Source organism: Actinacidiphila sp. DG2A-62 (genome assembly GCF_035825295.1).
Taxonomy (GTDB): Bacteria; Actinomycetota; Actinomycetes; order Streptomycetales; family Streptomycetaceae; genus Actinacidiphila.
The window spans coordinates 6836099-6860179 of record NZ_JAYMGI010000002.1 but is presented as its reverse complement, the minus strand read 5'-3'; the positions used below and the strand labels follow the sequence as shown (position 1 = coordinate 6860179).

Sequence of the window (24081 nt, the reverse complement as noted above, 5' to 3'; positions counted from 1 at the left end):
CGGCCGCTGGAGCCGGCGAGCGGGACGGGGCGGGCGGGACGCCGGCGTCGGGACACGGCGCTCGGGCCGCGCCGCCGAGGGCCGGGGCTCGGGCCGCGCCGCCGAGGGCCGGGGCTCGGGCCGCGCCGCCGAGGGCCGGCGTCGGGCTCAGCCGGCCAGGGTCGCCACCAGGACCGCCTTGATCGTGTGCATCCGGTTCTCCGCCTGGTCGAAGACGATGGACCGCTCCGACTCGAAGACCTCGTCGGAGACCTCCAGAAACTCCAGGCCGTGCCGGGCGTGGATCTCCCGGCCGACGCCGGTGCCCAGGTCGTGGAACGCGGGCAGGCAGTGCAGGAAGGTGACCTGCGGGTTGCCGGTGGCGCGCAGCACGTCGGCGGTCACCGCGTACGGCTTGAGCAGCGCGATCCGTTCGTCCCAGACCTCCTTCGGCTCACCCATCGACACCCACACGTCGGTGTGCACGTGGTCCACGCCCGCCACCGCCTCGGCCACGTCGTGGGTGAGGGTGATCCGCGCCCCGGAGGCGTCGGCCAGCCGCCGGGCCTCGGCGATCACCGTGGCGTCCGGCCACAGTCCCTCGGGGGCGCCGATCCGCACGTCCATGCCCAGCAGCGCGCCGGTGACCAGCAGCGAGTTGCCCATGTTGGAGCGGGCGTCGCCGAGGTAGGCGTAGGAGATCTCGGTGAGCGGCTTCGGGTTGTGCTCGGTCATGGTGAGCACGTCGGCGAGCATCTGGGTGGGGTGCCACTCGTCGGTCAGGCCGTTCCACACCGGCACCCCGGCGTGCGCGGCCAGCTCCTCGACCACCGCCTGGCCGTGGCCGCGGTACTCGATGCCGTCGAACATCCGGCCCAGCACCCGGGCGGTGTCCCTGACCGACTCCTTGTGGCCGATCTGCGAGCCCGAGGGGTCGAGATAGGTGGTGTGCGCGCCCTGGTCGGCGGCGGCGACCTCGAAGGAGCAGCGGGTCCTGGTCGAGGTCTTCTCGAAGATCAGCGCGATGGTGCGGCCGCTCAGCCGCCGCACCTCGGCGCCGGCCTTCTTGGCCGCCTTCAGCTCGGCGGCCAGCGCCACCAGGTGGCCGAACTCCTCCGCGGTGAAGTCCAGTTCCTTGAGGAAGTGCCGGCCCTTGAGGTCGACGGCCATGCGAAGCTCCTAGATCGAGTGCTGCGACGTACCGGCGGCGTACCGGTGAGGCACCAGCCGGCCGGGTGGAAGTCTATACGATCATCGGCATGCTTATACAGGCTAGGGCGTAGGTCGAGGCGTAGGTCGGGGTTCTCACACCGCGTCGCGCTCGACAGGGCAGCTCATGCAGCGCGGGCCGCCGCGGCCCCGGCCGAGTTCGCTGCCGGGGATCTCGATCACCTCGATGCCGCGCTTGCGCAGGAAGGTGTTGGTGGTGGCGTTGCGCTCGTAGGCCACCACCACGCCCGGCTCCACGGCGAGCACGTTGCAGCCGTCGTCCCACTGCTCGCGCTCGGCCGCGTGCACGTCCTGCGTCGCGGTGAGCACGGTGATCGTGTCCAGGCCGAGCGCCGCCGCGATGGCCCGGTGCATGTGCTCCGGCGGATGGTCGGTGACCTTCAGGTCGCCCTCCTCCGCGCCCGGCTCGATGGTGTACGAACGCAGCATGCCCAGCCCCGCGTACTGGGTGAAGGTGTCGCCGTCGACCATCGTCATCACGGTGTCCAGGTGCATGAACGCCCGCCGCTTGGGCATGTCCAGCGCCACGATGGTCCGGGCCGAGCCCGCCGCGAACAGGCCGCGGGCCAGCATCTCCACCGCCTGCGGGGTGGTGCGCTCGCTCATCCCGATCAGCACCGCGCCCCGGCCGATCACCAGCACGTCGCCGCCCTCGATGGTCGACGGGTACGCGCTCTGGCCCTCGGACCACACGTGGAAGCCGCCGCCGGCGAACAGCGGGTGGTGCCGGTAGATCGCCTCGAAGTGCACGGTCTCGCGCTGCCGGGCCGGCCAGCGCATCGCGTTGATCGACACCCCGTCGTACACCCACGCCGAGGTGTCCCGGGTGAACAGGTGGTTGGGCAGCGGGCTGAGCAGGAAGTCGTCCAGGTCCATGGCGTGGAAGAGGACCGAGACCGGCTCGGCGAAGCGCTCCAGGAACTCCCGTTTGGTCATCCCGCCGACCAGCGCCTCCGCCAGGTCGGCCGCGTCCAGCTCGTCGAAGGCGGCCCGCAGGTGGCCGGTGGCCAGCGGGCCGTACTCCTTCTCGTCGAACACCCGGTCCAGCACCAGCCGCCGGGCCGCGGGCAGCGCGAGCGTCTCGGCCAGCAGGTCGCCGAACAGGTGCACCTGCACGCCCCGGTCGCGCAGCACGTCCGCAAACCCGTCGTGCTCGGCCCGCGCCCGCCGCACCCACAGCAGGTCGTCGAAGAGCAGCGCGTCCTTGTTGGTCGGGGTCAGGCGCTTCAGTTCCAGATCCGGCCGGTGCAGGATGACGCTGCGCAGCCGGCCGGTCTCGGAGTCGACGTGGAATCCCATGAGACCAGACCTTCCCATTTTTCCGCCGTCACGCGCCCGGCCCGGCGAGCGGCGGGCCGGGCGCGACGGGGATCACAGTCGGGGGTCGACCGGCTCGGACTCCAGCGCGAGGACCGCGAACACCGCCTCGTGCACGCGCCACAACGGCTCGCCCGCCGCCAGGCGGTCCAGCGCCTCCAGACCGAGCGCGTACTCGCGCAGCGCCAGCGACCGCTTGTGGCCCAGTGCCCGGGTCCGCAGCCGCGCCAGGTGCTCGGGCCGGGTGTACTCCGGACCGTAGATGATCCGCAGATACTCCCGGCCGCGGCACTTGATGCCCGGCTGCACCAGCCGGCCGCCCTCGTCGCGCACCTGGGCGTCCAGCGGCTTGACGACCATGCCCTCGCCGCCGGCCTCGGTCGCGTCCAGCCACCACCGGACGCCGGCCTCGACCGACTGCTCGTCCGCCGTGTCGACCATCAGCCGGCCGGTGCGCTGGAGCAGGCCGCCCGGGCGGGCGCGGCCGGCGCCGCCGGCGTCCCCCGTGACGTCGGCGTGCCCCGTTCTGCCCGGTCCGTCCGTGCTCCCCGGTCCGTCCGTGCTCCCCGATCCGCCTGCCGCGTCCGCGTCGACGAGCCGGTCGATCAGCTCCAGCTGCCGGTCGTGCGGGAGCCCGGCCAGGCTCGCGCCCTCGGCGGCGAGGAGCTGGAACGGCGCGAGGCGTACCCCGTCGAGCCCGTCGGTGGTCCAGCAGTAGCGGCGGTAGGCGTCGGTGAACGCCCCCGCGTCCGCGGCCCGTTCGCGCTGCCGGGCGAGCAGCCCGGTCACGTCGGCGCCGCGCGCCGCCGCTGCCTCCAGAGCCGCAAGCGCGGGCGGGAACACCGCGCCCGCCGCCGCGCCGACCGCCGCGTACTGCTTGCGCAGCAGCCCCGACGCCTTCAGCGACCACGGCAGCAGCTCCGCGTCCAGCAGCAGCCAGCCGGTGTCCAGCTCGTCCCACAGCCCCGCCGCCCCGACCGCGGCGCGCAGCCGCGCGAGGAACTCCTCGGTCACCGCGGGGTCGTCGAAGAACGGCCGCCCGGTGCGGGTGTGCAGCGCGCCGGTGACGCCCTCGACGCCGAACCGCTCCTTCGCCACCGCCTCGTCGCGGCACACCAGGGCCACCGCGCGCGAGCCCATGTGCTTCTCCTCGCACACCACGTGGCGCACGCCGCTCTCGCGGAAGGCGGCGAACGCCTCGCGCGGGTGCTCCAGGTAGCCCTCCGCCTGCGAGGTCGCGCACGGCGCCATGGTCGGCGGCAGGTAGGTCAGCAGCCGCGGGTCGATCGCGAAACGGCTCATGACCTCCACCGCCGCCGCCGCGTTCTCCTCGCGCACCGCGAGCCGGCCCATCCGCGACGTCTCCACGATGCGGCGGCCCGTCACGTCGGCCAGGTCCAGCGGCCGGCCCTCCCGGCCGCCCGGCGCCTGCGTCCGCGACTCCAGCGGGCGGACCGGCTCGTACCAGACGCGCTCGGCCGGGACGTCGACGATCTCGCGCTCCGGCCAGCGCAGCGCGGTCAGCTTCCCGCCGAAGACCGCGCCGGTGTCCAGGCAGATCGTGTTGTTCAGCCACGACGCGGTGGGCACAGGGGTGTGGCCGTAGACGACGGCGGCCCGGCCGCGGTAGTCCTCCGCCCACGGGTAACGCACCGGCAGGCCGAACTCGTCGGTCTCGCCGGTCGTCTCCCCGTACAGCGCGTGCGAGCGCACCCGTCCGGAGGTGCGGCCGTGGTACTTCTCCGGCAGGCCGGCGTGGCACACCACGAGCCGGCCGCCGTCCAGCACGTAGTGGCTGACCAGGCCGTCCACGAAGGTGCGCACCCGGTCGCGGAACGCCGGGTCGGCCTCGTGCTCGCGCTCCAGCTGCTCGACGGTCTCGGCGAGGCCGTGGGTGTGCCGCACCTGGCGGCCCTTGAGCCAGCGGCCGAGCTTGTTCTCGTGGTTGCCCGGCACGCACAGCGCCGAGCCGGCCTCGACCATCGCCATGACGCGGCGCAGCACGCCGGGGCTGTCCGGGCCGCGGTCCACCAGGTCGCCGACGAAGACGGCGGTACGTCCCTGCGGGTGCACGCGCGGGCCCAGCGGGGTGCCGGGCGCGCGGCGGCGCGCGGGGAGGGCGGCGGCGGAAGCGGCGCCGACGGAAGCGACGTCGGCGGTAGCGACGTCGGCCGTAGCGGCGACAGCGGACGCGGCGTCGGCCTGCGCGGCGGAGGCGGGCTGCGCGGCGGAGGCGGGCGCGGGCGGCACGGGCTGCGGGGCCTGCGCGGGCTGCTCCTCGTAGCCGAGGCGGTCGAGCAGCGCCTCCAGCTCGAAGGCGCAGCCGTGCACGTCGCCGATGATGTCGAACGGGCCGGTCAGGTGCGCCAGGTCGTTGTAGCGGCGCTCGGTGACGATCCGCGCCGCGTCGATCTGCGCGACGCCGCGCAGCACGTGCACCTTGCGGAATCCCTCGCGCTCCAGGCCGCGCAGGGAGCGGCGCAGCTCGCGCTGGTGGCGCTGCACGACGTGGCGCGGCAGCGCGGCCCGGTCCGGGCGCGCGGCGTTGCGCTCCAGGCACACCTGCTCGGGGACGTCCAGGACGATCGCGATGGGCAGCACGTCGTGCTCGCGCGCCAGCTTGACCAGCTGGGCGCGGGCCTCGCGCTGCACGCTGGTGGCGTCGACGACGGTACGGCGGCCCGCCGCGAGCCGCTTGCCCGCGATGTAGTGCAGCACGTCGAACGCGTCCGACGTCGCGCTCTGGTCGTTCTCGTCGTCGCTGACCAGGCCCCGGCAGAAGTCCGAGGAGATGATCTCGGTGGGCTTGAAGTGGCGCGCGACGAACGTGGACTTGCCCGACCCGCTGGCGCCGATCAGCACCACCAGGGACAGGTCGGTGACGGCCAGCGCGCGCGTCGCGTCCGCCGTCCCCGTCCCGGTCTTCGTCTCGGTCATGCCGTCGCCTCCTCGTTCTCGTCGTCCGGGCCGCCGCTGCCGGTGCGGCCGTCGTTCTCGGTGGGGTCGCCGACCGTCCGCGGCTCCGCGTCGCCGCGGGTGAAGACGGCCATCTGCGTGGGCGGCCCGACCTCGGGGTCATCGGGGCCGACCGGCGCGAACCGGACGGCGTACCCGTGGAGCGCGGCCGTCCGCCGCGCCCACTCGGCGAACTGCGCGCGGGTCCACTCGAACCGGTGGTCGGCGTGCCGGACATGCCCGTGCGGCAGCGTCTCCCAGCGCACGTTGTACTCGACGTTCGGCGTGGTCACGACCACCGTGCCGGGCCGGGCGGCGCCGAACACCGCGTACTCCAGCGCCGGCAGCCGCGGCTCGTCGACGTGCTCGATCACCTCGCTCAGCACCGCCGCGTCGTAACCCTTCAGCCGGGCGTCGGTGTACGTCAGCGCCCCCTGGAGCAACGTCACCCGGGACGCCTGCCGCTCCCCCATCCGGTCCAGCCGCAGCCGCCGGGCGGCCATGTCCAGGGCGCGCGCCGACACGTCCACGCCGACGATCTCGGTGAACCGCGGCTCCTTGAGCATCGCCGCGACCAACTGCCCCTGCCCGCAGCCCAGGTCGAGCACCGTGGCCGCGCCCGCCGCGCGCAGCACGGCCAGGATCGCCTCACGGCGCCGCACCGCCAACGGGGTCGGCCGCTCCGGCTCGTCGTCCGGGGCCTGCGGCGCGACCGCGTTGTCCAGCTCCTCCACCTCGATGTCGTCGGCGTCCGCCAGCCGGGCCAGCTCCAGCCGCTCCATCGCCCGCTGGGTCAGCGACCAGCGCCGGGACAGGTAGCGGCTGGTGATCAGCTTCTGCTCCGGGTGGCCGGGCAGCCAGCCCTCGCCGAACCGCAGCAGCTTGTCGACCTCGTCGGCCGACACCCAGTAGTGCTTGGCGTCGTCCAGCACCGGCAGCAGCACGTACAGGTGCCGCAGCGCGTCGGCCAGCCGCAGCTCGCCCTCCAGCACCAGCCGCACGTACCGCGACTCGCCCCACTGCGGAAACTGCTCGTCCAGCGCGACGGGTTCGGCCGCCACCCGCCAGCCGAGCGGTGCGAACAGCCGCTCCACCAGCGCCGGCCCGCCGCGCGCCGGCAGCGCGGGCACCTCCACCCTCAACGGCAGCGGCGCTGCGGCCCGCTCGGGCATGGTGCGGCACTCCCCCCGCAACGCCGAGGAGAACACCGTCCGCAGCGCCACCGCGAACAGCGACGACGCCGCGTACGGCCGGTCGTTGACGTACTGCGCCAGCGCCGCGTCCGGCGCCCCGCCCCGGCCCTTGGTCCGCCCGCGCCGCACCAGCGCCGGCGGATCGACCTCCAGCAGCAGCGCCGCCGTCGTCCGGTCCGGCGTCGCCTCGGGGTAGAACACGTGGGCGTCCCCGTAGGAGGTCGAGAAGACCTGGGCCCGGTCCGGGTGCTTGTGCAGCAGGAATCCCAGGTCCGTCGCCGGTCCTGCCGCGTCGCGCGTGGTGGAGATCGTCATGAACACCCGCCGAGTATCCCCGGCCCCCACGACGCCCGGCCACGACTTTTCCCGGGGCGCGGCCTTGGGAACAGCCGTGGCCGGGTGCGCTGCGCCGCGTGGCGGGCCGGGAGGCGGCCGGCGCCACCGCGAGACGCGGCTCGTGTCACCTGTCAGGGGCGCAGCGCCCCGGCGACGGCGGCGATCGCCGGCGGGCCGACCCTGCAACAGCCGCCGATGAGCCGTGCGCCCTCCTCCCGCCACCGCAGGGCGTGGCCCGCGAGCCCTACGGGCTCTGCGGCGGGACCCGTCCATGCGCGGGCGGCCGGGTCCCAGCCCTCGCCGCTGTTGGGGTAGACGACGACGGGCTTGCCGCTGATCCGCGCGGCGAGCGGCACCGCCGCGTCGGCGTCCAGCGGGCTGCAGCAGTTGACGCCGACGGCCACGACGTCCTCCCGGCCCGCGGCCACCGCGAAGGCCTCCGCGAGCGGCTGGCCGGCGCGGGTGCGGTCGCCGGCCACCGTGTACGACAGCCACACCGGGACGCCGCACCCCTGGGCGGCCTTCAGCATCGCCTCCGCCTCGGCCACGTCCGGCACCGTCTCCAGCGCGAGGACGTCCGGACCCGCCTCGGCCAGCGCCTCGATCCTCGGCCGGTGGAACGCCGTCAGCTCCCGCACGCTCAGCCCGTACCGCCCGCGGTACTCGCTGCCGTCCGCGAGCATCGCGCCGTACGGCCCGACCGACGCCGCCACCCGCACGCCGGACCCCGCCGCCGCGGCCCGCCGGGCGAGTTCGACGCTGCGCCGCAGCAGCGCCGTGGTCCGCGCCGGGCCGATCCCCCGGCGCGCGAACCCCTCGTACGTCGCCTGGTAACTGGCCGTGGTCAGCACCTGTGCCCCAGCCCGCGCGTAGGCGGCGTGCGCGGCCTCGACCTGCTCGGGCGCGTCGGCCAGGAGCCGTGCCGACCACAGGGGGTCGTCCAGGTCGCACCCCTGGTCGGCGAGCTGGTTGGACAGCCCGCCGTCCAGGACGAGCGCCTCCCCCGCGGCCGGCAGCGACATCACGGCCGGCTCACCCGAGCTGGGACTGGACCTGCGAGGAGATCAGCTCCAGGTGGTCGAGGTCGTGCAGGTCGAGGATCTGGAGGTAGAAGCGGGTGGCGCCCGCCTCGGCGTACCGCCCGATCTTGTCCACGACCTCGGCGGGCGAGCCCGCCAGGCCGTTCTCCTTCAGCTCGCCGACCTCACGGCCGATCGCCGCGGCCCTGCGGGCGACCTCGGCGTCGTCCTTGCCCACCGCGGCGACCAGCGCGTTGGAGTACACGAGGTCGTCCGCCGCGCGCCCGGCGGCCTGGGCAGCCTCCCGGACCCGGCCGAACTGCCGCGCGGTGTCCTCCTGCGACGCGAAGGGCATGTTGAACTCCGCCGCGTACCGCGCAGCCAGCTGCGGGGTCCGCTTGGCGCCGAGGCCGCCGACGATCACCGGCAGCTTCGGCTGGGCGGGCTTGGGCAGCGCGGGCGAGTCCTTCAGCTGGTAGAACGTCCCGTCGTAGTCGAAGGTCTTGCCCACGGGGGTGCCCCACAGCCCGGTGACGACGGCGAGCTGTTCCTCCAGGCGCGCGAACTTCTCCTTGGGGAACGGGATGCCGTAGGCGGTGTGCTCCGCCTCGTACCACCCCGAGCCGAGCCCGAGCTCGATCCGTCCGCCCGACATCTGGTCGACCTGGGCCACCTGGATGGCCAGGACACCGGGCAGCCGGAAGGTGCCGGCCGTGACGAGCGTGCCCAGACGGATCCTGCTGGTCTCCCGTGCCAGCCCGGCGAGGGTGATCCACGCGTCCGTGGGTCCGGGCAGTCCGTCCGAGTCGCCCATCACGAGATAGTGGTCGGAGCGGAAGAAGGCGTCGAAGCCGAGGTCCTCGGTGGCCTTGGCGACCGCCAGCAGAGTGTCGTAGCTCGCCCCTTGCTGGGGTTCGGTGAAGATGCGCAGTTCCATGCCTCCATCCTGCCTCGCCGCCCGCGCCGGACCTCAATCGCCTCCCCGGTCACCTCCCTCCTCCGGTTCGCCGCGGGCGAGCTCCCGTGCCAGCTTGTCGACCAGGTCCTTCGCCTCGTCCACCACGTCGAGCGCCTCGATGCACAGCCAGTAACCGGAGGCGTCCTCGGCCGAGCAGGTGGCGTCGACGAGGGCCACGCCGATGTCCCCGAGCAGCTGCCGCAGTGCGCCGAGCGTGCCGGCCGGGTCGCCGGCCCGGGTCAGCCGTGCCGCCCGCGGCGGACCGGCGCCCGTGACCGGCACGTCGGGGGTGTGCCCGAGCAGCCGCCACAAGGCCTCCGCCAGCTCGTATGCCTGCCATGCCTCCGCGATGACCTGGTCGGGGCGCGGTGTCCCGCGCATCACCCGCTCGCCTTCGGCCACCAGCCGTGCCGCGTCCATGTCCGCTCCCCTTTCGCGTGCCCGCCCGCGTACGCGCGCGGGCGGGTCCAGCCGCGACGGCCTCGTGCCGTCGACCTCATGTCACTCAGCGTGACAGAGTTCGGCCGGCCGCGGAGGCCCCGCCGGGGATCTGTGGACAACTATGCGATTGTGGACAACTCCGTCACCCGGACGAGGGAGCCGGACGCTCGCCGGGCCGGGGGAAGCGGTGCTCGTTGCGGTCGATCTTCTCCGCGAGCGCGGTGAGCGGGTCGACGCCGAGCACAGCGCAGAACTGCAGCAAGTAGGCCAGGACATCGGCGACTTCGTCGCGCACGCGGTGCGCGGAGTCCGGGTCGTCCATGACCGCCGCGGCCTGCTCGGGGGTCAGCCACTGGAAGATCTCAAGGAGCTCGGCCGCTTCGACGCTGAGCGCCGCGGCCAGATTCTTCGGCGTGTGGAAGGGCCGCCAGTCGCGGGCGGCGGCGAAGTCGATCAGCCGCTGCCGGAGCGCGGCGAGGTCGTGTCGTCGGGTCACCCCGACTGGTCTACCTCATCCTGCCGTCCGGCTCCGCCGCCCTGCTCGCCGCCGAGCGCGGTGACGGACACCCCGCCCATGCCGTCCGCGCACGTCTGGTCCTGCACGGTGGCCAGCAGCCGGATGTGCCCGCGGGAGGCGGCCAGACCCGCCAGGCGCAGCAGTTCGCGAGCCTGTCTGCGGTCCATGCCGAGGTCGAGGCCGTCGGCGACGACGGTGAGGACCTGCCCGGCGGGCAGCAGCTCGGTGCTGGTGTCGACGTCGAGCACGCCGGGGCCGGTGAGCAGGACGAGCGCCAGGGCGAGGAAACGCAGTTCGCCGTCGCCGAGCCGGTCGATGGGCAGGGCGCCGAGCGGCCCGCGGTCGACGGCGGCGATCACCGCGTCCGCGAGCGGCCCGCGTCCGTCGCCGGGAAGGACGGCGGGCAGCGCGGTGAGGCCCTCAACCGGCCCGCTGCACACCGCACGTACGGCGTGCACGAGCATGCCGTGCCGGATACTGCACTCTCCTTCGGTCCTGGCGAGCACGGCGGACAGGTTGTCGCACGCGCTGCGCAGCCGCCCGTCGCCGACCGGGACCGGGGCACGCATCTGATCGGGCCGGGGCGAGACGGGGAAGACCCCGCGCAGCGCCACGACGACCTGTTCGACCGCCGCCAGGACGAGCCGCTGGCCGTCGGTGCGTCCGGCGACGCGCAGCGGCAGCAGGGCGGTCGCCAGCCGGTCGTCCGGCAGCGGGGCACGGGTGACGGCGACGACCCCGGCGGTGTGCCAGGCGGCCTGGACGGTGGACCGGGAGGGATCGCGCAGCGCCGTGGTCAGCAGCGTCTCGCCGGCGCCGGTCAGGCGTTCGCCGACGATGCGCAGCGTGGGTTCGACCTGCACGGCGACGTCGAGCCGGACCGGCCCGACCGGGCCGGTCACAGTGCAGCCGATCCGGAAGCCGCGGCGGCCCTGCGCGTCGGCCGCCGCGTCCTGCGGCACGCACGCGGCGGCGCCGCCGCGCACCGCGGACCCGAGGGCCTCGGCGAGCGTGTCGCCGCAGGCGAGTCTGCCGAGCGCTGCCAGCCCCTCGAGCACGCTGGACTTCCCGGTGCCGCTACCACCGGTGAGCAGCGACAGCGGGCCCAGCCCGAACGTCGCCCCCCGGTGCGATTTGAAGGCCGACAGCCGCAGTTCGGTGACGAGGGGCCGGTGGTGCCTGGTGCTCATGGCGGCGAACGTAGCCAGCCCCGGAGGTGGCGAACCGTTCACTCGGTCCCGCCGTCCTTCGAAAGAAGGACAACGCGCATGATTTGCCGGGTTGCTGGAGAAGGGGCGCGGGGCAAGTAGCGTGTCGCCGTGACGACGACCACGGGCACCACCGGTACGAGCTGCGTCGCGCTGCTGCGGGGCATCAACGTCGGCGGCAGGAACAAGGTTCCGATGCAGACGCTGCGCGAGCTGATCGCACGGATCGGCGGCACGGACGTGCGCACCCATCTGCAGAGCGGCAACGCCGTCTTCCGCCACACCGAGCAGGACACGCGGCAGCTCGCATCGGCGCTGGAGCAGGCGCTGGCCGAGGAGTTGGGGCTGACGCTGTCGTGCCTGGTCCGGTCGGCGCCGGAGCTTCGCCGGGTGGTCGAGGCGAACCCGTTCCCGATGGAGGGGATCGACGGGGCTCGCTTCCTCGTCGTCTTCCTCTCCGCGGCGCCGCCGCCCGAGCGGCTGGCCGCGATCGACCCGGCCGCCTACGCGCCGGACGCGTTCGCCGCGGGCGAGCGGGTGTTGTACGTCAACCTTCCGAACGGCATCCGCGACTCGAAGCTGGCCACGATGTTCACGGACCGCCGCTTGAGCGTGACCGCGACCGCGCGCAACTGGAACACGGTCACGAAGCTGCTCGCCCTCGCCGAGAGTTGAGGCCGGCCGGTCCGGCCCGGTCCCTCCCGGTTGAGCCGATCCGCGCCGGACCCGCGCCGACCCGCGCCGATCCGACCGCCCCGGGCCGATTCGCGCCGAACCGCGCCGAACCGCGCAGACCGGACCGTCCCGACCGATCCGTCCGCGCTCTCGATCCGGCCCGTCGACCGTCCCCACCCCCTCCGACCTGGCCGGATACGAGTTATCCACAGGCCGGAAACCGGGCCGGAGGCCGTTCCGCGTACGCTGACAGCACGTGACCGAGCGGCACGGTCACAGCACGGAACGTGCGCACGCGGCGTGAACGGCACAGCGTACGCGGCACGGCGCGGGCGCGCGGACGGTACGGCAAGCGGAGACGAACGAGCGGAGACGAGGCGAACAGGAAGGGGGTGGTGCCCGGGCGCGGGATCAGGCGGACCCGGCGGCGGACGTCGCGGTCGCGGACGTCGAGGTCGCGGACTTCCCGGCCGGAGCGAGAATGGCGACGCACTCCACGTGGTGGGTGAAGGGGAAGAGGTCGAAGGCGCGGAGCGTGACGGGGCGGTAGCCCTCCTCGGCGAACCAGGCGAGGTCGCGGGCGAGCGCGGCCGGATCGCAGGCGACGTAGGCGATCCTGCGGGCGTCGAGGGAGGCGACGCGGCGGACGACGGCGTGGCCGGCGCTGGCCCGCGGTGGGTCGAGGACCACGAGGTCGGCCTCGGTGATGCCGGTGCGGGGCAGCACCTGCTCGACCTTGCCCTGCTCGATCCGGACGCGCTCCAGATCCTGGAGGTTGTGCCGGGCGTCCTCGACAGCCCGCTTGGCCGACTCGATGCCGAGGACCGCGCCCTTGTCGCCGACCCGTTCGGCCAGTGCTCCAGCGAACAGGCCGACGCCGCAGTACAGGTCGAGTGCCATGTCGCCCTTGCGGGGCATCAGTCCGCGCATGACGGCGTCCACCAGGAGGTCGGCCGCCTTCGGGTGGACCTGCCAGAAGCCGCCGTCGCCCACCCGCCAGGTGCGGCCGGCGGCGCGCTCGCGGACGAAGGGGCGGCCGTGGACGCGGTGCACCGCGTGGTCGCGTTCGCCGATGCGCTGCACGGAGACCGGGCGGTCCAGCTCCACGATGGGCAGCCGGCCGCCGGGGCGCGGCGTCAGCACGACCTGCCGGTCCCCGGAGCCGGTGGCGGCGATGGCCTCGACGGTGGCGATCTGCGGCCAGGTCCTGGACTCGACGCCGAGTTCGCTGACACCGGGCGCGGCGATCAGGCAGCGGTCGACGACCTCGACCTCGTGCGAGCGGTGGCGGCGCAGGCCCGCGCGGCTCTGGGGGTCGATCGCGTACTGCACCCGGGTCCGCCAGGCCGGCACCTCGCCCTTGGCGACCTTGTCCCCGGGGCCGGCTCGACCGTGCCGTCCCAGCCGACCTGCTCGGGGTCGAGGCCGGCCAGCCGCCGCAGCTGCTCGGCGACGACCGCGGCCTTCAGCCGGCGCTGGGCGCCGGGCGCGGCGTGCTGCCAGTCGCAGCCGCCGCAGCGGCCCGGCCCGGAGAAGGGGCAGGGAGGGTCGACCCGGTCCTTGGAGGCGGTGAGCACCTCCACCGCGTCGGCCCGCAGGAAGCGGGCGCCCTGCTCGCCCTCGGTGACGCGGGCGACGACCCGCTCGCCCGGCAGCGCGTGCCGGACGAAGAGCACCTGGCCGGCGTCGGTGCGCGCGACGCAGTGGCCGCCGTGGGCGACCGGCCCCACCTCGACCTCGTACTCGCGGCCGATCAGCGAGGGGGCGGGTTCGGTCTGCATGGTGCGGCTGCTCCTGGGCTGGGGCGGGCGGGGCGCGGGGTCGGTCGGCGCCCGGCGCGGGACGCGGCCGTCGGCCGGAGGGCGGGCGGCCGGGGCGCGGCGGGGTCGGCCTTCGAGTCTACGTGCCCGCGGGCCGCCGCCGGGCCCGCGGACGGTCGCCCGTCTCCGCCCGCCCGCCGGCGGTCCGGGCCTGGCGGCGGCGCGGGTTACGTGGGGCCGGAGGAGCTGCGCTCGCGGGTGCTGGGGCGGGGCGGGCCGACGGGGCCGCGGCGGATGGAGCCCGGGGCGTTCCAGTCGGCGCGGCGGCGGGCCCGGGCCTTGGCCAGTTCGGAGGACTCCAGCTGCCAGGGCACGGAGGTGACCATGACGCCGGGGGTGAACAGCAGGCGGCCTTTGAGGCGCAGTGCGCTCTGGTTGTGGAGGAGGTGTTCGTACCAGTGGCCGACGACGTATTCCGGGATGTAGACGCTGACCACGTCGCGGGGGCTGTCGCGGCGCAGTCCCTTGACGTAGTCGATGATGGGCCGGGTGATCTCGCGGTAGGGCGAGTCGAGGACCTTCAGCGGGACGTCGATGCCGTAGCGCTGCCAGTCGGCCTGGAGGGCCTTGGTGTCGTCGGGGTCGACGTTGATGCTGAGCGCCTCCAGGGAGTCCGAGCGCATCAGCTTGGCGTAGGACAGGGCCCGCAGGGTGGGCTTGTGCAGCCGGGAGACCAGCACGATCGAGTGCACGCGGGAGGGGCGTACGAAGTCCTCGCCGGGTTCGTCGTCGGCGGCGATCTCCTCCGACACCCGCGTGTAGTGGCGGCGGATCGCGGTCATCGTGGCGAAGAAGACGACCATGCCGACGACGGCGACCCAGGCGCCGTGGGTGAACTTGGTGAGCAGCACGATGACCAGGACCAGGCCGGTGAAGAAGGCGCCGAAGGTGTTGATCGCGCGGGAGCGGATCATGTGGCGGCGCTTGTTCTGGTCGGTCTCGGTGGCCAGGTGGCGGTTCCAGTGCCGGACCATGCCGGTCTGGCTGAGGGTGAAGGAGACGAAGACGCCGACGATGTAGAGCTGGATCAGCCGGGTGGAGTCCGCGCCGTAGATCCACACCAGCACGCAGGCGAAGCCGGCCAGCAGCACGATGCCGTTGGAGAAGGTCAGCCGGTCGCCGCGGGTGTGCAGCTGGCGCGGCAGGTAGCGGTCCTGGGCCAGGATCGAGCCGAGCACCGGGAAGCCGTTGTACGCGGTGTTGGCCGCGAGGAACAGCACGAGCGCGGTGACGGAGGCCAGGTAGATGAAGGGGATCGAGTTGTGTCCGAAGACCGCCTCGGCGACCTGGGCGATGACCGGGTCCTGGGTGTAGCCGGAGCCGATCGGCCGGCCGTTCTTCAGCAGGTCGGTCGCCGGGTTCTCGGCCATCCGCACATGGGTGTCCATGGCCAGCGCGACGATGCCGCAGAACATGGTGACCGCCAGCAGGCCCATCAGCGCCAGCGTCGTCGCGGCGTTCTTCGACTTGGGCTTGCGGAAGGCGGGCACGCCGTTGCTGATGGCCTCGACGCCGGTGAGCGCCGCGCAACCGGAAGAGAAGGCCCGCAGCAGCAGGAAGACCAATGCGAAGCCGCCGATGCCGGAGGACTCCGCGTGCACGGTGTAGCCGGCGGTGGGTGCGTGCATGTCGTGGCCGGCGGCGATCCGGATGACGCCCCAGCCGATCATGCAGAAGACGCCGAAGACGAAGGCGTAGGTGGGGATCGCGAAGATGGTGCCCGACTCCCGCACACCGCGCAGGTTCATCAGCATGAGGACGACGATGGTGCCGACCGCGCCGAGGACCTTGTGGGTGGCGAAGAACGGCACCGCCGAGCCCAGGTTCTCGATGCCGGAGGCGACGGACACCGCCACCGTCAGCACGTAGTCGACCATCAGGGCGCTGGCGACGGTCAGGCCGGCCTTGGCGCCCAGGTTGGTGGTGGCGACCTCGTAGTCCCCGCCGCCGGAGGGATAGGCGTGGACGTTCTGCCGGTAGGAGGCCACGACCGTGAACATCAGCACCACGACCGCCACCGCGATCCACGGGCTGTAGTGGTAGGCCGACGCTCCGGCGATGGACAGTACGAGCAGCACCTCGCCCGGCGCATATGCCACCGAGGACAGCGGGTCCGACGCGAAAACGGGTAGGGCGAGGCGTTTGGGGAGCAGCGTCTCCCCGAGCTTGTCGCTGCGCAGCGCCCGGCCGATGAGGATCCGTTTCGGCAGGTCGGTCAGTTTGGACACCCCGCGATGTTAAGGGATCGTCCATCCGAGTGGGGGTCCCGGTGCCGCCGAGTGTGGCGAACTTGTGAGGCGGCCCGGGCGCAACCTTCTGCGCCGCCCTACGCGTGTGTAGCTTTGGCCGCGGTCTGAGACGCTTGAGGCCGACACCGAAACACGTGGGCAGTTCGTTGGGCAGCCGGAAGGACGGTCGTGCACGTCGTGATTATGGGATGCGGGCGGGTGGGTTCCACCCTCGCGCACTCCCTCGAACAGCAAGGTCATACGGTCGCGGTGGTCGACCAGGACCAGACGGCCTTCCGCCGCCTGGGTTCCGGGTTCGCCGGGCGCCGGGTGACCGGAGTCGGGTTCGACCAGGACACGCTGCGCGAGGCCGGAATCGAGGAGGCGGGCGCGTTCGCCGCGGTCAGCAGCGGTGACAACTCGAACATCATCGCGGCCCGGGTGGCCCGTGAGATGTTCGGCATCGAGAACGTGGTGGCGCGGATCTACGACCCCCGGCGCGCCGAGGTCTACCAGCGCCTGGGCATCCCGACGGTGGCCACCGTCCGCTGGACCGCCGACCAGATGCTGCGCCGGCTGCTGCCGTCCGGCGCCGAGCCGCTGTGGCGCGACCCCAGCGGCGGGGTGCAGCTGGCCGAGGTGCACACCTCCCCGGCCTGGATCGGGCACAAGATCAGCACCCTGCAGGACGAGACCGGGGTCCGTGTGGCCTTTCTCACCCGGCTCGGCGAGGCGATGCTGCCGACCTCGCAGACGGTGCTGCAGGAGGGCGACCTGGTGCACGTGATGATGCGCTCCGACGCGGTCGCCGACGTCGAGGCGGCGTTCGCCAAGGGTCCCGAGGAGGCTCGCTCATGAGGGTCGCCATCGCCGGGGCCGGCGCGGTCGGGCGTTCGATCGCGGGCGAGCTGCTGGAGAACGGGCACGAGGTGCTGCTCGTCGACAAGAACCCGACGTCGATCTCGGTGGAGCGGGTGCCGCAGGCCGAGTGGCTGCTCGCCGACGCCTGCGAGATCACCTCGCTCGACGAGGCGGCGCTGCACCGCTGCAACGTGGTGATCGCGGCCACCGGCGACGACAAGGTCAACCTGGTCGTGTCGCTGCTGGCCAAGACCGAGTACGGGGTGCCGCGGGTGGTCGCCCGCGTCAACAACCCGAAGAACGAGTGGCTGTTCAACGAGTCCTGGGGCGTGGACGTCGCGGTGTCGACGCCGCGTCTGATGTCGGCGCTGGTCGAGGAGGCGGTGAGTGTCGGCGACCTGGTCCGGCTGCTGCGCTTCAGCCAGGGCGACGCCAACCTGGTGGAGCTGACGCTGCCGCAGGAGGCGGTGCTGGTCGGCACCCGCGTCGGCGACGTGGAGTGGCCGACCGACACCTCCCTGGTGACCATCATCCGCGGGAACCGGGTGCTCACCCCGTCCCGGGACGACGCGCTGGAGGCCGGCGACGAGCTGCTGTTCGTGGCCGCGCCGCACCGCGAGGAGCAGCTGGAGGACCTGCTGTCGGTGCAGGACGGGGCGGACTCCGGCGAGGAGTGAGGCGACGGTGGGCCGCCCGCCCCGCAGCCCGGGGGCGGGCGGCCCGACCGCGCGGGCGTCACACCGACGCCGCGTGCTCCTTCTTCGCCTTCTCCTCCGCCTCCATCTCCGCGATCACGTCGATCGGCGGCGGCGCCTTCACCAGGAAGATCCAGGTGAGGTAGACCGACAGCAGGAACGGCGGGATGCCGAGGGCGACCTTGACCCAGCCGAGCTGCGTGGCGTCGCCCCACCAGTACAGCGGGAAGAGGATCGCGGACTTGCCCAGCAGGATCAGGCCCCAGGCCCAGCTCGCCTTGGTGTACGCGCGCAGCCGGCCGGGGTTGCGCTTGCGCCAGGACAGGTTCTCCTTGAAGACCGGTCCGAGGATCAGGCCGAGCAGCGGGAACTTCACCGCGGCCGAGACCAGGTAGGCGATCGCCAGCCCGAGGGTGTAGAGCATGCCCGGCAGGTAGAAGTTCTTGGCGTTGCCGGACATCATCGCGAAGACCGCGCCGAAGGCGACGCCGAAGACCCCGCTGAAGGCGTGCTTGAGGGTGTCGCGCTGGACCAGGCGCGCCGCGCCCATGACCACCGACAGCGCCAGCGCGGCGATCGCGGAGGACTTGATGTCCTTGTTGACGGTGTAGATCGCGACGAAGACCAGGCCCGGCACGGTGGTCTCGACCATGCCGCGCACGCCGCCGAAGGCCTCGAACAGCGCGGCCTCGGTGACCGCCCGCGCCTCGGCGGTCGGCTCGCCGGCCCGGCCCGCGGCGTGGCGTCCGCCCGGGCCCCCCGACGCGGACGGACCCCCTGGCGCGGCCGGACCCCCCGGCCCGCCCGGCTCGACCGGTCCGCCGGGTCCGTCGGACGCACCGGACCCTTCCGCGCGGTACGGGTCGTCGCCCGTTCGGTTCGGGTTGTCGATCGACGTCACCTGTTACTCCTGTCCGACCGGACGCAGTTCGTACTTCGGGTTGAACAGCACCGGACGGCCCCGGTTCATGGAGATCCGGCCGGACGCGATGATCCTGCGGCCGGGTTCTATGCCGGCGATGCTGCGCCGGCCGAGCCACACCACGTCCAGCGCGGCGGACCCGTCGAACAGCTCGGCTTCCAGTGCGGGCACACCCGCCCGGGGACGGAGCGTGACCGTACGCAGCGTACCGGTCACGGAGACGATCTGACGGTCGGAGCAGTCGCGAATCCGGGTGCAACCGGTCGCGTCGGCGTCCTTGCGCAGCTCCTCGGAGTGCAGCTCCTCCGGCGTCGAGGACAGCCGGTCGAGCATGCGGCGGAAGCGGCCCGCGGGCCGGTCGGAACGGATGGCACCACTCATGTCTCCAGGGTACCGGCCGGGGCCACGGGGACCAGGGGCCCGAACGGGGGCACCGGGCCGCTCCGGCGCACCGGACGAGGCCGCCCCTGCGCACCGGACGAGGCCGCCCAGCGCACTGGTCGCCGCCGACCCCGGCGCACCGGTTGCCGCCGACCCCGGCGCACTGGTCGCGGCCCGCCTCACTCCCCGGTGACGATGCGGCCGTCGCGCAGTTCCAGCACCCGGTCGGCCAGCGCGAGCAGCTGGTGGTCGTGGGTGGCGACCAGGGCCGTGACGCCCTCGCTGCGCACCACCGCGCGCAGCAGCTCCATCACGGCCAGGCCCGTGTCGGCGTCGAGCTGGCCGGTGGGCTCGTCGGCGATGAGCAGCAGCGGGCGGTTGGCCAGGGCGCGGGCGATGGCGACGCGCTGCTGTTGGCCGCCGGAGAGTTCGCCGGGCCGCTGGTCGACGTGGTCGGCCAGGCCCACCAGGTCGAGCAGCAGCGCGACGCGCTCCTCGCGCTCGCGCGCCGGGGCCTTGCGCAGCCGCAGCGGTACGCCGACGTTCTCGGCGGCGGTGAGGATCGGGATCAGCCCGAAGGACTGGAAGACGAAGCCGATGCGGTCGCGGCGCAGCGCCAGGCGGTCGTCCTCGCCGAGCGCGGCCAGGTCGGCGCCGTCCAGCAGGATGCGGCCGCCGTCGGGGGTGTCCAGGCCGCCCACCAGGTTGAGCACCGTGGTCTTGCCCGAGCCGGAACGCCCCTTCAGCGCGACGAGTTCGCCGCGCGGCACGGTGAAGCTCACCCCGCGCAGGGCGTGCACCGCGGTGTCGCCGCTGCCGTACGTGCGGCGCAGGTCCTCCACGACGACCATGTCGCCCCCGCGCGGCTCCGCGACGGCCGCGCTCCCGCGGCCCACCACGCTCGCCGCACCGGCCGTACCCGCACCGGCCACCCCCGCACCCGCACCCGCACCGGCCGCGCCCGCGCCGGGCGCGCTCCACGCGGACTGCTCGCCCATACCGCTTCCCCCTGCCGGAACCCGCCGTGAAAGCCCCGCGTGCGCCGTACGGAGAACGACTCACCCGGCCGCCGAACGTATCGGTGACCGGGTGGCGTGTGCAACGTTGCGTCGGGGCTCGAGCACCCGCGGCCGCGCTCAGTGCAGCTCGGTGATCTCCGGGCCGCGCCGCATCGGGTCCAGGCCGTCGCCGAACTTGCCCTGCTCGGCCGGCGCGGGCGCGCCGGCGCCGTCGGGCACCATCTGCGCGTCGTTGGGCAGCTTGAGCACGATCGGGTCGCGGGGCGCCATCGGCGCCTCGCCGCGGACCACGACGGTGTCCTGGAAGACCGCCTCCAGCACGCCGGCCGCGGCCGGCTGGACGGCGCCCTGGCCGGAGATGACGCCGCGCAGGAACCAGCGGGGGCCGTCGCAGCCGACGAACCTGACCAGCTGGACGCCGTTGGTGCCGTCCGGCAGCTGCACCGGCACCTGCGCGCGCAGCTCCCAGCCGAGCGGGCCCTCGACCTCGTCGACGATGCCGCCCTGCTGGGTGATGCCCGCGCCGATCTCCTCGCGCACCTCGCCCCAGATGCCCTCGGACTTCGGGGCGGCGAACGCCTGCAACTGGACCGCGCTGTCCCGCAGCACCACGGTCGCGGCGACGATCGACTCGCCGGCGACCTCGACCCGCAGTTCCATGCCCTCGACGCCGGGCACGAAGAGCCCGCCCAGGTCCACCCGGCCCTCGCCGGGCTCCTTCACCTCGCTCAGGTCCCACGGCCCGTCGGGGCGCGGGGCGGGCGGAAGGTTGTACCGGGTGTCGCCGGAGTCCTCCGGCTCCCCTGCGTCCTCGGCCGACTCGTCCGGGCCCTCGGCCTCGTCGAACTCGTCGACGGCGTCTTCGCGCTCCTTGCGACGACGGAACACGGTCACTGTCCTTCCCGGTCGCTGCCGACCGATGCGTATCCGTAGCTGGACGTGCCCGCCGACGGCGTCTCCACCGCGGCGTGCCCCCCGTGGAGCCGAAGCCCCCCGCGGCCCGTGCAGAGCCGGGCAGCTCCGCCACTTCGTGGAAGCGGACCCGCTCGACCTGCTGGACGACCAGTTGGGCGATCCGGTCGCCCCGTTCGAACCTGACGGGCTCGCGCGGGTCCAGATTGACCACGATCACCTTGATCTCTCCACGGTACCCGGCATCGACCGTTCCCGGGGCATTCACCATGGCCACTCCGCAGCGGGCGGCCAGGCCCGAGCGGGCGTGCACGAAGGCCGCGTAGCCGTCCGGCAGGGCCAGCGCGATGCCGGTGGGCAGCACGGCGCGCTCGCCCGGCGCCAGCTCGGCGGCCTCGGTGGTGACCAGGTCGACGCCGGCGTCGCCGGGGTGCGCGTAGGAGGGGACCGGCACGGAGTCGTCCAGCCGCCGCAGCAGCACGTCGACCGGGGGGCGTACGGCGCTCACGGGTTGACCTCGAATGCTCGGGCGACCTTGACCTGGTCGGGATCGGCCATGGCGGCCCTGATCTCCTCCGGGCGGCCGTTGTCGGTGAAGTGCTCCAGCTTGACCTCGACGAACAGCGCGTCGGCGCGAACCGCGAGCGGGCCGTCCGGGCCGCCGATGCGGCCCTCGGCGGTGCTGTAGATCTTGCGGCCGGCCACCGCGGTACAGCGGGCGGAGATGTGCAGCAGGGAGCCGACCGGCACCGGGCGGACGAAGTCCGACTCCAGCCGGCCGGTGACGGCGATGACCCGCAGCAACCAGCCCAGCGAGCCGAGCGTCTCGTCGAGCGCGGAGACGAGCACGCCGCCGTGCGCGAGGCCCGGAGCGCCCTGGTGGGCCGGCTGCACGGTGAACTCGGCGGTGACGCTGACGCCCTCGCCCGCGCGGATGGCCAGGTGCAGGCCGTGCGGCTGGCCCTCGCCGCAGCCGAAGCACTGGTCGTAGTGCGAGCCGATCACCTCGCCGGGCGCGGGGGCGTCGGGGTGCCGTACCGGTTCTCCGGCGTCGGACGGCGGGACGAGGCCGGGCCGGCGGCCGCCTCCCGGCGGATTCGCGGATGTCGTGGCTGCACTCACGCGGCAGACCCTACCCTCCTGGGGCATCGTTTCCCGTCCCGCGTCCGCCGCTCTTGGAGGTCCTGCGGACGCTTTGGCCGAGCCGTGGCCGTCCCTTGACCGTCCGGCCGGCCCTGAGACCGTCCGGCCGGCCCTGAGACCGTCCGGCCGGCCCTGGACCGTCCGCGCGGTAACCGGACCGTCCGCGCGGTCGCCGGACCGGACGACCGCCGACCCGTCCGTCCACGGGGCCGCCCGCCCATGAGACCGCCCGGCCGCCGTCCGCGCGACGGCGCGCCCGTGCGGTCGCCGGCACAGCGGCGCATGGCAGTCTTGTGCCATGCCTGGTGCCACGCAGCCTTACGACGAACGCCTCACCGCGCCCCGCTCCTGGTGGGTCCTGGCCCTGGGGGTGGGAGTGGCCTTCGCGCTGATCCTGTTCCCCTTCGGCCCGCTCGCGATCCTGGCCGGCCTGGTCGGCGGCGCGGCGCTCGCGCTGATGGCCGTCAGTTCCTACGGGTCGGCGCGCATCCGTGTGGTGGCCGGCTCGCTGGTGGCGGGCAAGGCTCGCATCCCGCTGGAGGCGCTGGGCGCGGCGCAGGTGCTGGACCCGGCGGAGGCGGTGGCCTGGCGGTCGCACAAGGCGGACTCGCGGGCGTTCATGCTGCTGCGCTCGTACGTGCCGACGGCGCTGAAGGTCGAGGTGACCGATCCGGCGGACCCCACGCCGTACGTCTACCTGTCCACGCGGTCGCCGCAGCGGCTGGCGGACGCGCTGGCGGCGGGCGGCGCGGCGGGCGCGCGTGCGAGCGAGCCGGGGGCGGCCGGCGCCGCGGGACCCGCTCGGGCGGCCGGGGCCGCGGAGGCGGGTCAGTCCTGATGAGGGCCCTGGTCGGGCTCGTGCGCCTCGAACGCCTCGGCCGCCCCGTCGTCGGCGGGCTCCGCGTCCTCGGGGTCCTCGGGCGGCCAGGGCAGCTGGTGGGCCCGCAGGTCGCGGCGGACGCGTTCGGCGAGCTTGAGGGTGTCCCGGCGGTTCATCAGCGCCCCGACGACCGCGCCGACCATGAAGGGCGTCAGCGACGGCGTGTGGCGCAGGGTGCGGCGGGTCAGGCGCTGCCGCAGCTCCTTCTTCGCCGCGCTGCCCAGCGCGGCGTTGACGGTCGACAGCCGGAGCACGTTGATGCCGCGCTGCTCGGTCCACGACCACAGGTAGGCGGTGGCGCGGTCCCTGGCGGTGCCGTGCACGCGCTGTCCGTAGACCTCGTGCAGCTCGGCGATGAGCTTGTACTCGACCGCCGCGACGCCGAGCGTCTCGGTGGCCAGCTCGGCCGGCATCGCGGGCGGGGTCGGCAGCATCGCGGCCGCGCCCACTCCCGCTCCGACCGTCATGGTGCCCTTCACCGCGGCGGCGATCAGCCGGTCGGCGATGTCCTCGGGGCCGAGCCCGGGGAACTGCCGCCGCAGCGTGGCCAGTCGGCGGACCGGGATGCGCGGGGCGGCGTCGACCAGCCGCTCGGCGACCGAGCCGATGCCCGTTCTGGCCATCCGGCGGCCGACGCGGGCGCCACCTGCCACGCCCTTGCCGACGCCGCGGCCCAGACCGCGGCCCACGCCGCGCGCGGTCGCGACCGCGAGCGAGGCCGCGCGGCCTCGCTCGTCGCCCTTGTGGCGGTCCGGTGTGCCGGAGGGGCCGGGGGTGCCGGGGTCCGGTGTGCCGGTCACGGGCGCCCGCGGATCAGGCCGCGCAGTCGCGGCAGATCGGGTTGCCGTTCTTCTCCGACGCGAGCTGGCTGCGGTGGTGCACCAGGAAGCAGCTCATGCAGGTGAACTCGTCGGCCTGACGCGGCAGGACGCGGACCGACAGCTCCTCGTTGGAGAGGTCGGCGCCGGGCAGCTCCAAGGACTCGGCCTGGTCGAACTCGTCGACGTCGACCGCGGAGGTCGACTTCTCGTTCCGCCGGGCCTTCAGTTCCTCGATGCTGTCTTCGTTGACGTCGTCGTCGGTCTTGCGTGGGGTGTCGTAATCCGTAGCCATTTTCGCTCTCCCCCTGTGGGTGTCTGTGGGTCTCTGCGGAGCTTCCAGCGCACGTAACGCGCGGGAGGCCGGTCTTGTGCCCGCCTCGAGGCGGAGATTTTGCCTCACCTCAAGGCCTGTTACTCAACCGACACCCGACGAGGCCCCCGAAGAGGTGATCGTGCGGGTGGCCGATCATGGTCCGCGCCGGTCCGAAAGTCATACGTCACCACCGCATGCACGTGTACTTCCCGTGATCATGACCTGCGGAAACATGGATTTTCCGGTCTTTTCCCCTGA

Annotated in this window: 20 protein-coding genes and 3 pseudogenes; 4 read left to right on the top strand and 19 right to left on the bottom strand. The window is 73.8% G+C overall.

The features are described 5' to 3' along the window. Positions 1 to 147: 147 nt before the first annotated feature. The 9 genes from argF to VSR01_RS30705 form a co-directional block, all read right to left on the bottom strand. Entirely contained in the window at positions 148 to 1149 is a 1002-nt protein-coding gene (gene argF, locus VSR01_RS30745) for an ornithine carbamoyltransferase (RefSeq protein ID WP_326452284.1), read from the bottom strand. Positions 1150 to 1284: 135 nt separating this feature from the next. Beyond that, entirely contained in the window at positions 1285 to 2508 is a 1224-nt protein-coding gene (locus VSR01_RS30740; RefSeq protein WP_326452283.1) for an arginine deiminase, read from the bottom strand. Positions 2509 to 2580: 72 nt separating this feature from the next. Beyond that, positions 2581 to 5463, bottom strand: a complete 2883-nt coding sequence (locus VSR01_RS30735) for a polynucleotide kinase-phosphatase (RefSeq protein WP_326452282.1) — start codon at positions 5461 to 5463, stop codon at positions 2581 to 2583. Next, entirely contained in the window at positions 5460 to 6995 is a 1536-nt protein-coding gene (locus VSR01_RS30730; protein ID WP_326452281.1) for a 3' terminal RNA ribose 2'-O-methyltransferase Hen1, read from the bottom strand. Before VSR01_RS30730 ends, VSR01_RS30735 begins: the two co-directional genes overlap by 4 nt. 146 nt (positions 6996 to 7141) lie before the next feature. Further along, on the bottom strand, positions 7142 to 8032 hold the full coding sequence (gene mmuM, locus VSR01_RS30725) for a homocysteine S-methyltransferase (protein WP_326453908.1): 891 nt from the start codon (positions 8030 to 8032) through the stop codon (positions 7142 to 7144). 10 nt (positions 8033 to 8042) lie between these two features. Continuing rightward, entirely contained in the window at positions 8043 to 8966 is a 924-nt protein-coding gene (locus VSR01_RS30720) for an LLM class F420-dependent oxidoreductase (protein ID WP_326452280.1), read from the bottom strand. 33 nt (positions 8967 to 8999) lie between these two features. Then, positions 9000 to 9407, bottom strand: a complete 408-nt coding sequence (locus tag VSR01_RS30715) for a DUF6099 family protein (RefSeq protein ID WP_326452279.1) — start codon at positions 9405 to 9407, stop codon at positions 9000 to 9002. Positions 9408 to 9570: 163 nt separating this feature from the next. Then, entirely contained in the window at positions 9571 to 9924 is a 354-nt protein-coding gene (locus VSR01_RS30710; RefSeq protein ID WP_326452278.1) for a nucleotide pyrophosphohydrolase, read from the bottom strand. After that, positions 9921 to 11135 carry an AAA family ATPase gene (locus VSR01_RS30705; RefSeq protein WP_326452277.1) on the bottom strand — a complete coding sequence of 405 codons (1215 nt, stop codon included), beginning with the start codon at positions 11133 to 11135 and terminating at the stop codon, positions 9921 to 9923. The genes VSR01_RS30710 and VSR01_RS30705 overlap by 4 nt, the downstream gene beginning before the upstream one ends. 129 nt (positions 11136 to 11264) lie before the next feature. Between VSR01_RS30705 and VSR01_RS30700 the strand changes: the two genes are divergently transcribed. Further along, positions 11265 to 11828: a DUF1697 domain-containing protein gene (locus tag VSR01_RS30700; protein ID WP_326452276.1), complete on the top strand. Its 564-nt coding sequence runs from the start codon at positions 11265 to 11267 to the stop codon at positions 11826 to 11828. A gap of 411 nt (positions 11829 to 12239) precedes the next feature. Here the strand turns inward: VSR01_RS30700 and VSR01_RS30695 are convergent. Next, positions 12240 to 13609 (bottom strand): annotated as a pseudogene (locus tag VSR01_RS30695) (class I SAM-dependent RNA methyltransferase). A gap of 206 nt (positions 13610 to 13815) precedes the next feature. Then, a complete protein-coding gene (locus VSR01_RS30690) occupies positions 13816 to 15876 on the bottom strand; it encodes an APC family permease (RefSeq protein ID WP_326452275.1) in 2061 nt (686 codons plus the stop codon). Between the two features lie 189 nt (positions 15877 to 16065). Between VSR01_RS30690 and VSR01_RS30685 the strand changes: the two genes are divergently transcribed. Together VSR01_RS30685 and VSR01_RS30680 are read left to right on the top strand one after the other, a co-directional pair. Beyond that, positions 16066 to 16734 carry a potassium channel family protein gene (locus tag VSR01_RS30685; RefSeq protein ID WP_326452274.1) on the top strand — a complete coding sequence of 223 codons (669 nt, stop codon included), beginning with the start codon at positions 16066 to 16068 and terminating at the stop codon, positions 16732 to 16734. After that, the gene (locus VSR01_RS30680; protein ID WP_326452273.1) at positions 16731 to 17414 is read left to right on the top strand and encodes a potassium channel family protein; all 684 of its coding nucleotides are present in this window, start codon (positions 16731 to 16733) and stop codon (positions 17412 to 17414) included. The genes VSR01_RS30685 and VSR01_RS30680 overlap by 4 nt, the downstream gene beginning before the upstream one ends. A 58-nt stretch (positions 17415 to 17472) precedes the next feature. Here the strand turns inward: VSR01_RS30680 and VSR01_RS30675 are convergent, their stop codons facing one another. The 6 genes and pseudogenes from VSR01_RS30675 to VSR01_RS30650 all read right to left on the bottom strand — a co-directional run bounded on the left by VSR01_RS30675 (position 17473) and on the right by VSR01_RS30650 (position 21788). Then, positions 17473 to 18333 carry a DUF3159 domain-containing protein gene (locus VSR01_RS30675; protein ID WP_442785582.1) on the bottom strand — a complete coding sequence of 287 codons (861 nt, stop codon included), beginning with the start codon at positions 18331 to 18333 and terminating at the stop codon, positions 17473 to 17475. Between the two features lie 3 nt (positions 18334 to 18336). Then, positions 18337 to 18735, bottom strand: coding sequence for an OB-fold nucleic acid binding domain-containing protein (locus VSR01_RS30670; RefSeq protein ID WP_326452272.1), 399 nt, complete (start codon positions 18733 to 18735; stop codon positions 18337 to 18339). Positions 18736 to 18914: 179 nt separating this feature from the next. Then, complete coding sequence (locus VSR01_RS30665) at positions 18915 to 19586, bottom strand: ABC transporter ATP-binding protein (protein ID WP_326453906.1); 672 nt, start codon at positions 19584 to 19586, stop codon at positions 18915 to 18917. A 285-nt stretch (positions 19587 to 19871) separates the two neighbouring features. Further along, positions 19872 to 20648 (bottom strand): DUF3710 domain-containing protein, encoded by a 777-nt coding sequence (locus VSR01_RS30660; RefSeq protein WP_442785581.1) that lies wholly within the window; start codon positions 20646 to 20648, stop codon positions 19872 to 19874. Beyond that, positions 20645 to 21174 (bottom strand): annotated as a pseudogene (dut, locus tag VSR01_RS30655) (dUTP diphosphatase). Before dut ends, VSR01_RS30660 begins: the two are co-directional and overlap by 4 nt. Then, on the bottom strand, positions 21171 to 21788 hold the full coding sequence (locus VSR01_RS30650; protein WP_326452270.1) for a PaaI family thioesterase: 618 nt from the start codon (positions 21786 to 21788) through the stop codon (positions 21171 to 21173). Before VSR01_RS30650 ends, dut begins: the two are co-directional and overlap by 4 nt. Before the next feature lie 319 nt (positions 21789 to 22107). Here VSR01_RS30650 and VSR01_RS30645 point away from each other — a divergent pair. Continuing rightward, a pseudogene (locus tag VSR01_RS30645) lies at positions 22108 to 22551 on the top strand (DUF3093 domain-containing protein); the annotation flags it as partial. Positions 22552 to 22637: 86 nt separating this feature from the next. Here the strand turns inward: VSR01_RS30645 and VSR01_RS30640 are convergent. Together VSR01_RS30640 and VSR01_RS30635 are read right to left on the bottom strand one after the other, a co-directional pair. After that, positions 22638 to 23489, bottom strand: a complete 852-nt coding sequence (locus tag VSR01_RS30640) for a hypothetical protein (protein WP_442785580.1) — start codon at positions 23487 to 23489, stop codon at positions 22638 to 22640. 13 nt (positions 23490 to 23502) lie between these two features. Next, positions 23503 to 23802, bottom strand: a complete 300-nt coding sequence (locus tag VSR01_RS30635; protein WP_033173914.1) for a DUF4193 domain-containing protein — start codon at positions 23800 to 23802, stop codon at positions 23503 to 23505. Positions 23803 to 24081: the final 279 nt, after the last annotated feature.

Excerpts from the sequence above, each read along its gene's own strand:
- argF (WP_326452284.1), bottom strand. The coding sequence starts at position 1,149 with ATGGCCGTCGACCTCAAGGGCCGGCACTTCCTCAAGGAACTGGACTTC.
- VSR01_RS30740 (WP_326452283.1), bottom strand. The coding sequence starts at position 2,508 with ATGGGATTCCACGTCGACTCCGAGACCGGCCGGCTGCGCAGCGTCATC.
- VSR01_RS30735 (WP_326452282.1), bottom strand. The coding sequence starts at position 5,463 with ATGACCGAGACGAAGACCGGGACGGGGACGGCGGACGCGACGCGCGCG.
- mmuM (WP_326453908.1), bottom strand. The coding sequence starts at position 8,032 with ATGTCGCTGCCGGCCGCGGGGGAGGCGCTCGTCCTGGACGGCGGGCTG.
- VSR01_RS30720 (WP_326452280.1), bottom strand. The coding sequence starts at position 8,966 with ATGGAACTGCGCATCTTCACCGAACCCCAGCAAGGGGCGAGCTACGAC.
- VSR01_RS30715 (WP_326452279.1), bottom strand. The coding sequence starts at position 9,407 with ATGGACGCGGCACGGCTGGTGGCCGAAGGCGAGCGGGTGATGCGCGGG.
- VSR01_RS30705 (WP_326452277.1), bottom strand. The coding sequence starts at position 11,135 with ATGAGCACCAGGCACCACCGGCCCCTCGTCACCGAACTGCGGCTGTCG.
- VSR01_RS30680 (WP_326452273.1), top strand. The coding sequence starts at position 16,731 with ATGAGGGTCGCCATCGCCGGGGCCGGCGCGGTCGGGCGTTCGATCGCG.
- VSR01_RS30670 (WP_326452272.1), bottom strand. The coding sequence starts at position 18,735 with ATGAGTGGTGCCATCCGTTCCGACCGGCCCGCGGGCCGCTTCCGCCGC.
- VSR01_RS30665 (WP_326453906.1), bottom strand. The coding sequence starts at position 19,586 with ATGGTCGTCGTGGAGGACCTGCGCCGCACGTACGGCAGCGGCGACACC.
- VSR01_RS30635 (WP_033173914.1), bottom strand. The coding sequence starts at position 23,802 with ATGGCTACGGATTACGACACCCCACGCAAGACCGACGACGACGTCAAC.